Source organism: Pseudomonas sp. MF08831 (assembly GCF_059862645.1).
The window spans coordinates 312,983-322,834 of sequence record NZ_JCBCUX010000006.1 but is presented as its reverse complement, the minus strand read 5'-3'; the positions used below and the strand labels follow the sequence as shown (position 1 = coordinate 322,834).

12 protein-coding genes are annotated in these 9,852 nt (G+C 54.7%); 11 read left to right on the top strand and 1 reads right to left on the bottom strand.

Annotated elements, in window-relative coordinates:
• Window positions 1-330 precede the first annotated feature (330 nt).
• The gene (locus AC19YS_RS15410) at window positions 331-519 is read right to left on the bottom strand and encodes a hypothetical protein (protein WP_070411906.1); all 189 of its coding nucleotides are present in this window, start codon (window positions 517-519) and stop codon (window positions 331-333) included.
• Window positions 520-1,586: 1,067 nt separating this feature from the next.
• Here AC19YS_RS15410 and AC19YS_RS15405 point away from each other — a divergent pair.
• The 11 genes from AC19YS_RS15405 (at window position 1,587) to AC19YS_RS15355 (ending at window position 9,708) form a co-directional block, all read left to right on the top strand.
• Window positions 1,587-1,865 carry a hypothetical protein gene (locus AC19YS_RS15405; RefSeq protein WP_070411907.1) on the top strand — a complete coding sequence of 93 codons (279 nt, stop codon included), beginning with the start codon at window positions 1,587-1,589 and terminating at the stop codon, window positions 1,863-1,865.
• A gap of 285 nt (window positions 1,866-2,150) precedes the next feature.
• Window positions 2,151-2,906: a coiled-coil domain-containing protein gene (locus tag AC19YS_RS15400; RefSeq protein WP_070411908.1), complete on the top strand. Its 756-nt coding sequence runs from the start codon at window positions 2,151-2,153 to the stop codon at window positions 2,904-2,906.
• Between the two features lie 109 nt (window positions 2,907-3,015).
• Window positions 3,016-3,246 carry an AlpA family transcriptional regulator gene (locus AC19YS_RS15395; RefSeq protein WP_070411909.1) on the top strand — a complete coding sequence of 77 codons (231 nt, stop codon included), beginning with the start codon at window positions 3,016-3,018 and terminating at the stop codon, window positions 3,244-3,246.
• 4 nt (window positions 3,247-3,250) lie between these two features.
• Window positions 3,251-4,093 carry a ParA family protein gene (locus tag AC19YS_RS15390; RefSeq protein WP_070411910.1) on the top strand — a complete coding sequence of 281 codons (843 nt, stop codon included), beginning with the start codon at window positions 3,251-3,253 and terminating at the stop codon, window positions 4,091-4,093.
• Between the two features lie 70 nt (window positions 4,094-4,163).
• Window positions 4,164-4,373, top strand: a complete 210-nt coding sequence (locus AC19YS_RS15385) for a hypothetical protein (protein ID WP_070411911.1) — start codon at window positions 4,164-4,166, stop codon at window positions 4,371-4,373.
• Between the two features lie 14 nt (window positions 4,374-4,387).
• On the top strand, window positions 4,388-5,974 hold the full coding sequence (locus AC19YS_RS15380; RefSeq protein WP_070411912.1) for a ParB family protein: 1,587 nt from the start codon (window positions 4,388-4,390) through the stop codon (window positions 5,972-5,974).
• Window positions 5,971-6,519 (top strand): DUF2857 domain-containing protein, encoded by a 549-nt coding sequence (locus AC19YS_RS15375; RefSeq protein WP_070411913.1) that lies wholly within the window; start codon window positions 5,971-5,973, stop codon window positions 6,517-6,519. The genes AC19YS_RS15380 and AC19YS_RS15375 overlap by 4 nt, the downstream gene beginning before the upstream one ends.
• Window positions 6,516-7,706 (top strand): STY4528 family pathogenicity island replication protein, encoded by a 1,191-nt coding sequence (locus AC19YS_RS15370; RefSeq protein ID WP_070411914.1) that lies wholly within the window; start codon window positions 6,516-6,518, stop codon window positions 7,704-7,706. The genes AC19YS_RS15375 and AC19YS_RS15370 overlap by 4 nt, the downstream gene beginning before the upstream one ends.
• Before the next feature lie 264 nt (window positions 7,707-7,970).
• Entirely contained in the window at window positions 7,971-8,726 is a 756-nt protein-coding gene (locus tag AC19YS_RS15365; protein WP_070411915.1) for a PFL_4669 family integrating conjugative element protein, read from the top strand.
• Window positions 8,723-9,241, top strand: coding sequence for a DUF3158 family protein (locus tag AC19YS_RS15360; protein ID WP_070411916.1), 519 nt, complete (start codon window positions 8,723-8,725; stop codon window positions 9,239-9,241). The genes AC19YS_RS15365 and AC19YS_RS15360 overlap by 4 nt, the downstream gene beginning before the upstream one ends.
• The gene (locus AC19YS_RS15355; RefSeq protein ID WP_070411917.1) at window positions 9,238-9,708 is read left to right on the top strand and encodes a single-stranded DNA-binding protein; all 471 of its coding nucleotides are present in this window, start codon (window positions 9,238-9,240) and stop codon (window positions 9,706-9,708) included. Before AC19YS_RS15360 ends, AC19YS_RS15355 begins: the two co-directional genes overlap by 4 nt.
• The last annotated feature ends 144 nt before the right edge of the window (window positions 9,709-9,852 follow it).

Below are 9,852 nucleotides of genomic sequence, written 5' to 3'. Positions count from 1 at the left end.
CACAGTTCCTGCGAACGCGGGTTAGAGTGACTCACGCTGGTACGCCCTGCTAAGGCCCGAAGCTTGACCAAGTAAGCGTAGAGCTTAAACAGCTACAGTGTGTCCTACCACTCCCCACATCGCTCCAGGGCTGGATCAGGCCGATGCCGATCAATTCGCGGAGTCGAGATACTGAGTGTGGATTACCCGCTGCATTCGGATCCGATGCACGTTGACTTGTCTATCTCCAACCTGATGGCGGGCCTCTGCGACAAAAAGGCCTATCCAGCGAGACCTAGGATGTTCACCTTGCCCAGAACGATGAGCTCAAAACCGGGCGCTAATCACAGATTAATCAATATCCATTGCCTTTAGGCGATCTATTACGTTGATCAACTGCTCCACCTCGACCATAAGCTTCACGGCATCATGGGGATGGCCTGAGCGTTTAAGATTGAACGCTAGCTCAGCAAGCCGCTCGGCATACAATTCAAGCTTGCTGAGGATAAGCGAGCGCTCGAACGTGGACGTTTGGGCCATCACAGCACCTTTTTTATTATCATGGCCTCTCAAATTAGGCCGAGCCCATTAATAAACGGTCGAGTTATTGTGAATTTTTCGTTAAGACGTCAATTTTTATAAAAAAATACTGTTCTCGCCAAAAAAAAACTCCAACCAATTGATTCATAATGAAATATCAAAAATAGACCGAATCAGCCGTACTACTAACTGTTGCGGCGGCATGGCGAATGGCTGCGCTGGAGCAACAGCTCTCAGGCTCAGAGAGCTGTGGATAGCCTCTACGCTATTCGAATATAGATTTCGCCTAATGAGACCGGGGTACATGCTTAAGGTCCCAGTCCGCGTCAAGCAACTAAGTGCAGACATAACGGCCAGCGATCAGTAGTCCAAGTCTTATCTGCCAAAGGGTCGCATTTGAATATCACTACAGATTGATCGACCACTCATCATCTAAGTCTCTGAATATCCGGCCATTGATAAGAAATTGATAGACTCTTCATACAATCTTGATAAATAGATGACAAGCTAGAGGCACAAGTAGTAAAAAATCCGTTTTAGCGGCCACTTGCCTAATAAATAGGAGTAATCCTATTTAAAGTCTGGTGGCCCTCCGCCATAGACATTTTCTCCTTTGGGGCTATGGCGTTTTTCTCCTGCAGCTGTCGCCTTAGGCCTGGGCTGCCAAGACCTGTCGGCAACTTTAGTGCTGGATCGTAGATTTCATGACCTAGCTAGCACCTATCAGAAGAAGGATCTTCACCTAACCCGCATTGAACGCCAGTACCGTCTACGTGCCACTCACTAGCCATGCTAGGCAGTACATCAAGCGAGCGGGTTCGTTTAAGTCAGTTGTTAGCAGGAAGCTCGTATCTTCTAAAACGAATGTGAGACCTAACGATGCATCCCCGTCTACCATCCAAAAAAAGGCCTTGGGCACGGAGATAAAGCGATGTCAGAAACGCATAGTGGTGATAGTGATACGCAGCTGCAGAACACGGCTGCGCTCTAAGCTACATAGATGGCGAGGACCGCATTATCGTCAGTTTTCCGTTCCAGGCATGTAGCAACGGGAAGGAGGTCGATTCATGTATGAGTCCCTACAAGGCATCGCCGCCATCGCGGCCGCCAACCAGTTTTTTGATGACTTGTGCCAGTTGGTGGACGATAGAGAAGAGCTGCCCCTTTTACGACCTCAGGTCGAAGCATATCGCTGGAAGGCCCTCAATCATGCGGGAGCGGGGAACACATATCATCAAATGCGAGGGTTCCTGTGTGGTCTGATGGTCTCCGAAATATTGGACGTTGAACAAGGCCGGCACCTGCATCAGCGCCTCGAAAATAGTTATGACGGTGGATGGAGTTGATTAGGGCTCCAGCCGGCAGGAGAGACAGCTGAGAGGTAAAAATAGTTGCGATATCGTGTCCATCCTTAGTTTTGTTTTGCGATGTCCTAACCGTCCTGTGAGGGGAACGGCTCGGCATTCTTAGAATAGCCACCCCTCACATACCGCCTGAAAAAACGCATCAGGACGACAGAAATTGTGACTTATCAGGGAATATAGGACAGCAACCGCATGGAAGCCTAGATCAAATGTTGGATCTTTAGACGTTACCTAGCGGGTCTGCCCTTTGATAACAGGGCTACCTCTATGTACGATCTCAATAGCTTCCGCTCAATTGAAAAGCTGTTCTATAGTCCCATCGAAGCAGCAATACGCTGGTGCGATCTTATTGCTCATGAGGCTCAGATTCTGGAGTTAACATGGGACACCCCAGGGCGAATTATCCACGGCTTTCCACAATGGCCATGCTTGCACATCAACACAGAAAAAATTCTGGATGCCATTCGAAACCACGAACTACCTTACGGAGCTCTGGGAACTACGGTTGCACCAGGTACTCCCGTCGATATTAAATTACTGACTGTCAGGCATTCGGATTTAAAGCGGTGGATGTTTCACTACCATCCAGATCAGCGCCCCACCTTCCTTTTCAGCCCAATTGCCGCCGATCAGGTTGCGATCCATTACAGCACCTACTTGATATTACAAGCAGATCGGGACGCCTTACAGGTGCAGTTAAAGGCAACCGAGAAACACCTCCAAACGCTGATCGATGAGCTCAAAGCAGCTGGGCTGGAGCGCGAGAATCTGCGCGTGCTTGCCGAAAACAAAGAGCAGGTCAGTAACCAAAGCAAAGCGAGCTACCTGAATGTCATTGGAGCGCTGGTAAATACCATACTGGGATCGTCCTCAACAGGAAGAAAGCACTCTATATTCGATAGCCAGGCTTCCATCGTCGACTCCATAACCGCGTATTACGACGGAGTACCAGGGCTGAGCAAGCGATCGTTGGATGAGAAATTTGCGGCCGCAAAACGTAGTCTCGCCCAAGCCAAAAGATGAGGGTTGCACCGCAATCACCGACGTTGCATTGCAATGACCGGCAGTGTTTTTTGGTATTGAATCCAGGTCACTTCCCACCCAACGCCATCTGGCTCTAGGAGTGACCACCATGTCCCATCAATCCTCCCCCACCGTTGCTGCGACGCCAAAACAAATCGAACGTCATATCATGCGGCGCGACGAGGTAGAGCGTAAAACCGGTTTCAAGCGTGCCCACATCTACAACTTGATGAAGGAAGGTAAATTTCCTCAGGCTAGACGCATTGGCATGCGTGCGGTCGGCTGGGACTCGCTGGAGATTGAGCAGTGGGTCGTTGAACGCTTAGATAAACTGGCCTGATGCCATGCGTGTGATTTCGGTGGTATCCACCAAAGGTGGGGTGGGCAAAACCACAATAGCCGCCAACCTTGGCGGTCTATTGGCAGATGCGGGTCTGCGCGTTCTGCTACTCGATCTGGATAGCCAACCCACCCTCTCCAGCTATTACGCCTTGAGTCAGAAGGCTGATGTGGGTGCGTACGAGTTCATCGCATTCAACTTAACAACCCCTGCGCAGTTCATTTCCAAGACAGTGATTACAGGACTTGACCTGATCCTATCCAACGATGACCAAGGCCGACTTGGCTCACTGTTAATACACGCCCCGGATGGACGGCTGCGGCTGCGCAATCTGTTAAGTATATTGCGCCCCCATTATGACCTGCTGTTGATCGACACGCAGGGTGCACGCAGCGTCCTGCTGGAGGTGGCCCTATTAGCCTCCGATCTCGCCCTTTCCCCTATCACTCCGGAAATGCTCGCGGCCCGCGAACTGCGCCGCGGTACCTTGAAGCTGCTCAGTGAGCTCGAACCGTTTAGTCACCTGGGCATTTCGCCGCCACCCTTGCGGCTATTGCTTAACCAAGTGAACGCCAATCGGGTAGACAGCCGGATGATCATCAATGGCCTGCGTGAAAGCTTCGCTAAGGTGACCAACATCTCAGTTCTAGACACCGTAGTTCCAGACCGAGTGGCTTATCTCAATGCCGCCTCCCTTGGTCTACCAGCCCACCGTATCGAGACTCGCCAGTCACGTGAACGACGCTCGTCCTCATCATTGGAAACCATGCAAGCGCTGGCTATTGAGTTGTTTCCGGAATGGCGCGAAGCGATTTCTAGGTTGAGTAGATACGCAGAGGTTCGATAAGGCGAATTCCGAAGACGGTATTTTGTTTGTTCAACCTTGAGGCCAACAGCGTTTGGCGAGGAGTCTTTGGATGTTGGATCAGTTTCCCATCATCGTTCAGCCATCCATTCGGCAAGATCATCCACCTAGTGAAGAGTACTGCACTGTGGTCTTTCGCCTGCAGCGTGGGCGCTCGGCCATGGGTAGGTTTCTCGCGAAACTGTCTCGGTATTTCGAAGGTTCGGGAACAGCCGAGATCGTTAAGTTTGAGGTCGGTGACCATTTGCGTAACCGGCGTTAACTGAGGCTGTTCAAATGAAGAAGCTCAGTCAGGAGGAGATCACCGACAAACTGCACCAGGACCATTTTCCTCGGGGTCCAGAACTGGAGCGACTATCCGATCCAGTCATCGACACCCCTATGCTGGTCACGCTGGAGCAGTTGCGGCCCTACGAGCACAACCCACGCTTCATCCGCAATCCGCTGTATGACGATATCAAAGCCTCGATCCGTGAACGTGGGCTGGATCAACCACCGCCGATTACCCGCCGCCCGGGAGAAACTTATTTCATCATCCGTAACGGCGGTAATACTCGCTTGGCGATTCTCGGCGAACTGTGGCAGGAAACCCGTGACGAACGCTTCTTTCGCATTCACTGCCTATTCCGGCCTTGGAGCAATGAAATCAGCGCCCTGCTCGGCCATCTGGCCGAAAGCGATCTGCATGGCCAGCTCACATTCATTGAGCGTGCGCTGGCCGTGGCCAAACTCAAAACCATGCTCGAACCAGATGGAGCTGTGCTCTCGCAACGTGAGCTGGCACGACGTCTCGCCGCTGGGGGTTATCCAATTTCGCAGTCGCACATCAGCCGGATGCTGGACACCCTTGAACACCTACTGCCCGCCATCCCGCAAACCCTGTACGCCGGATTGGGTAAGTCCCAGATCGAACGCCTGATCGCTCTGCGTAGCCAGGCCGAACGAACCTGGAACCGTTATCCAACCGCCACCGTTGAGTTCGCCGAGTTTTGGTTCGGTACCCTCGTCGACTTCGATGCCGACCCCGAATCCTTCGATCTTGAGCAAATCCAGGATGAACTGCTCGAACGCATGGGCCGCTTACTCGGACAGTCCTACCGCATGTTAGCCCTGGAACTGAGCGATACTCAAAGGGTCATCTCGACGCCTAGCGTTGTCGTCACCACGCCCTCAGAGAACAGCCATCTGCCGAGCGTTGATGAAGCCGCGGTAGGAACTCCCTCCTCCGAGTCCCGCCCCAAATCAACTGAGACCAGGACTCAGACCGAAACAGCGCGAGAGGAACTGCTTACACCGCCTGAAACCAATGTCGTTTCAGCGGTCAGCCCTACGTCCCGAGTTCATCAGATTCGCAAACAGATCGAGCGCGAAACTGCCACCGAAGCAGCACCGACGGACGACGGCTGCACGATCGACGACATCTGGATCATCGCACCAACACTGGATAACCCCGAACAACTACGTTTAGCTATCGCCGGACTGGCTCGGGAAATGGCGACCTACGCCGGACATCCCGAGAGCATCATCGATCAGAAGCATGGCATGGGCTTCGCCCTCAACATCGAGCGAGTTGATCTTGCAGCACCTCGCGCGACCGGCGTTCATTTAATGCTACTGGCCCTGCTGCGTGCTCAAGACGAAGTGAACTGGGAGGATCGCAAGCAACTGCCTTCAGCGCTGTTCGGGCAGCTGTTGTTGGGGGTCTATCAACTCCCGCTCACAGATCGTCCCGCCATGGATGTGGGACTGGAGCGGCTGCCCGACAGGCTGTTAATCAAACTGTATCGCCTGATCCGTTTGGCCCGTCGTCTCATCGACCTAACGCTTGCCCCTGAAGACGACTCACCGGAGAAATTGCCATGAGCCTGTCCTTCAATGTGCTCAACCAGGCCATGCTGACCCAGGTACTGCATGAGCTGCGTCTAGGTAATCTGCAACGCTGCAAGGCACTCGGGCTGAGTGAGGACGACATCTACTTATTGCAATCCTTACCGCCCACCACGCTGTCGCGCCTGGCCCATGCCACCGTGTCTTGGGTCGAGGTTAAGATCGACTCACCAGTGTTACACCGGTTGATCGAGCAGGCTGATCGCGACGAGCAGAACGAGCGCTTGATCAACCGAGCGCTCAAACTCGGCGCCAGCAGCACCATCATGTATCGGTGCTTCGGCTTGGCGCATTCGGAAACCGCCCTGCGTCGACGTCTGCTCAAGATAGAAACCCGTAAGGGCCGTCCTCAGAATTTGAGCGAAGCGCAGGAACATGCGCTCTGGCAGCGATGGTGCCAGCTACGCGCTCAGGACGGCTCCGAGGATCAGCTCGACGCCATGATGATGCTGGCGGAGGAGCAACGGATCAGCTTGACCATCGTCTGGCAGCAGATCGACCAGTACAGCAATGGAACATGAACACTACTCCTTCCAACCGCTGGCAGCGTGTCCTGCAGCAATGCACCCAGCAACTGAGTGAATGCTGGCCAGCACGCCCTACCACTGAGCAACCCTCCAACCAGGTTCTGCAGGCTAGCTTTCTGTTCAGTGGTCAATCACACGAGGTCGTACCGCGTCGGCTGCTGCTGGACAGTCGGCTGACACCGTTGGAACGTAATGCCTGGCAGGTGTTTCGGCTCATTCTGCAAGGCCGTGGCGTGGTCACGCCACGCTATGAGGATTTGCAGCCGTACTTGTCAAGCGTGCCCTACGGTGCGGCAGCCTCCCGTGAAACCATTGCTCGGGTGTTGACGATGCTCAGGTTGACGCGCTGGCTCAGTTTGGTGAGTCGCGGACGCGATCAGCTCAGCGGACGTCTTCAAGGTTCGTTGTACGTTCTGCACGATGAGCCGTTAACCCCCGCCGAAGCCATAGAACTGGATCAGGATTACCTGGAGCTAGTCGGACATGCCCTCGGTCATGCAACGAAGGCTGTGCGTATTGTCGCCCAGCACATTGTGGAGGAAATCCGCCAAGACACGAACATCGATCGGGATCGGTTACCGACGCGACTCGACAGCTGGGGCGAACTTTGGGCGCAGCAAGGATTGGATCCGGCAACCGATGCCACTCTGCACGATTCCGAACGGGGGGAAGATGCCCTCGTTCGAAATCGTGCAGGCCCTCGTTCGGAATCCGAAACAGGCGTGAACGCCAGTATTTCTGGCACCGTTCGGAATCCGAATGGCGCCTGTACTGTATTAAAAGAAAGTATAAGTACTGTACGGTGCGCGACCCCAGCGGTGGATAACCTTCACTGGCCCGAGCCGATGCACCTGAGTCCGAGCGAGCGTCAGGCCGTCACCGTGGCGCTGAATAAGCTCAAACCCTCGGATCGTCAAGCAGTACTCAACGAAGCCGGTGCACGCTGTGCGGCCGGTGGTATCCGCAAGCCAGCGGCCTATCTGATGGGACTGATACAGCGAGCACTGAAAGGCGAATTTCGTCCTTGGGTAGGTCAGGCAGAGTCGTCCCCCGTTGCAGTACCGGCCACACCGGCCCCCTCGCGCCCCTCTCGACAACCGGGCGAACCTGCATCAGCCCTCGCTCAAGCGTGCCTGAATGAGCTACGCCAACTGCGCGGCAAACGCTCTGAAGGTCAGTAGATTTGATGCCAGTGGCATCAAATCCATGAAGTTCCACTCTACGAACACATCGGACCAAACCATCAAACTTTTAAAGAAAAGCCGGGACATCTCCTCCCGTGAATGTAGACGTCAGTGGATTTGATGCCAGTGGCATCAAATCCACTGACGTCTACATAGTTAACCCTCTTAAACCAAACCGAACAGACCGCATTCAGCTTTTTGGCTGTCCTTGCCCCTCATCTGTCGCAACGTTCCTGTCCAAGCGAATGCGAGGACAACACCGTGGCCGATCACTATCAACTCAATCTGGGTTCATTGCGCAGCAGCATCACCCTGACCCTGCACACCCACCACGCCGCCCGTATCTGGCAAGGTAGGGTCGCACGTGAAGGCGTCCACTCGATCATGGGCATGGCCGGCTACATCAGTGTCACCAACCTGATCAAACAAACCGCGGCCCAGGACGATCCCTACGCCGACTGGGCCATCGTGCAACTCGAAGAAAAACTGATGCAGGCCAAGGCTGGGATGCTGGAACTGACCCAACAGCTGGACCGAATCAGACAGGACCTGCCGACACAGATCGACATGGGCGACAACCTCAACATCCACCCCGTCACCTTGCCATTGTACATCGGCAGCCAGCTGGGTTTTCTGGCGGTCTACCTGCTGACCGAATACGACACTCTGGTGCGCCGGACCCTATTGGCCCATCACACCGCCCTGATCGGCCGCATCGACATGGAAGCCTGGATCGACGACGGCGCCCATTTGCTGCGCAGCCTGTTTGGTCAGGCACAGCGCTACCGGCACGCCGGCGTCACGCGTGATGACATGGCGGCGAACAACGCCCGTGCCATTGCGGCCATCGAGAAGATGGGTTTACCCCCGATGGACATCCTGGAGGGTCATCGCCGCTCCCAGTTCGCGCCGCCAATCACTCGCCGTGGTGCGGTGGCAGTGGATGACGCCGACGCGTTGGCAGAGGACGTGGGAGCGTCGTCTGCGACAGTGAATGAGCCGGAGGACGAAGCATGAATCCGATGATCCCGGCTCATCCAATGCCCTTCGAAACATTGACACCGGATGCCTATCGACAACTCGAACACGCTGCCTACCTAAAAGGCCTTTTAAAACCTTTTAAGGGTAAGGGGGAGTTGGAGCATCTGGCGCAGGTGGCGAGGGAAATCGAGGCGCAGTTGTGCCGCCTGATGGAGGCGGTGTTGCAGCAGGCTGGACAGCCCCCTTACTCACTGTTGGATATTCGATTGGTGCTGCAGAACACCAGCGCTGGCAGCACCTTTTTGCGTTGGCGCACCCGTGATTTTGCCCGTATGGGAGTCTCGGTCTGGGAACGCCAGGTCTGCAACAAAGCCTTGCCGCAGGTCGTACGCGAGGGATTACACCGTTTCGAATGCAATCGCATCGCGCTGAACCTACAGATGAGTGTGGTGCATTCGCTCTACCGCCAGGCCACGACCTGCGCGATCAAAATGGACAGTGCCGAACGGCTGCTGCGCCAGTTCACAACCGCAGTGGAGGTATCAGGATGAGTACTTTTTTTGTCGGCGAAGGCAACATTGGCAGTACGCCAGAGTTCCAGGAGTTTTCATCAGGCAATGACGAGCCACGGCGTTTACTACGGCTGAATGTGTACTTCGACAACCCCGTGCCACGCGAGGGCAGCTATGAAGATCGGGGCGGCTATTGGGCGCCAGTTGAGCTCTGGCACCGCGAGGCAGAACACTGGAGCACGCTGTACCAGAAAGGCATGCGTGTGCTGGTCGAAGGCCGTACCGTACGCGATGAGTGGGAGGACAGCGAAGACAATGCGCGGGTGACCTTCAAGATCGAGGCCCGTCGAGTCGGCATCCTACCCCATCGGGTACACAGTGTGGTCATGCGGGAACGATCCAGTGAACCGGCCGCATCTGCGGCAGATGTTAAGCAAACTACAGACCATGCCAGGTCGTCTGCGTCAAAGTCCAAAAAGCGCAGAGAGCCGTCGTCTCCAGGTTGACGGGCATTAGGCATAAAAAATGCGCCTACGCGAAGTTTCTTGCCATTATTACTCGCTGCTCGTGAAGATCCGCCCTGCTGCCCCACGCCACACCTAGGCCCGATCTATCCATGGCTGCCTTCATCGACAAATATGAGGAACCTG

Coding starts and splice junctions, on each gene's coding strand:
- AC19YS_RS15410 (WP_070411906.1), bottom strand. CDS start 519: ATGGCCCAAACGTCCACGTTCGAGCGCTCGCTTATCCTCAGCAAGCTT.
- AC19YS_RS15405 (WP_070411907.1), top strand. CDS start 1,587: ATGTATGAGTCCCTACAAGGCATCGCCGCCATCGCGGCCGCCAACCAG.
- AC19YS_RS15400 (WP_070411908.1), top strand. CDS start 2,151: ATGTACGATCTCAATAGCTTCCGCTCAATTGAAAAGCTGTTCTATAGT.
- AC19YS_RS15395 (WP_070411909.1), top strand. CDS start 3,016: ATGTCCCATCAATCCTCCCCCACCGTTGCTGCGACGCCAAAACAAATC.
- AC19YS_RS15390 (WP_070411910.1), top strand. CDS start 3,251: ATGCGTGTGATTTCGGTGGTATCCACCAAAGGTGGGGTGGGCAAAACC.
- AC19YS_RS15385 (WP_070411911.1), top strand. CDS start 4,164: ATGTTGGATCAGTTTCCCATCATCGTTCAGCCATCCATTCGGCAAGAT.
- AC19YS_RS15380 (WP_070411912.1), top strand. CDS start 4,388: ATGAAGAAGCTCAGTCAGGAGGAGATCACCGACAAACTGCACCAGGAC.
- AC19YS_RS15375 (WP_070411913.1), top strand. CDS start 5,971: ATGAGCCTGTCCTTCAATGTGCTCAACCAGGCCATGCTGACCCAGGTA.
- AC19YS_RS15370 (WP_070411914.1), top strand. CDS start 6,516: ATGAACACTACTCCTTCCAACCGCTGGCAGCGTGTCCTGCAGCAATGC.
- AC19YS_RS15360 (WP_070411916.1), top strand. CDS start 8,723: ATGAATCCGATGATCCCGGCTCATCCAATGCCCTTCGAAACATTGACA.
- AC19YS_RS15355 (WP_070411917.1), top strand. CDS start 9,238: ATGAGTACTTTTTTTGTCGGCGAAGGCAACATTGGCAGTACGCCAGAG.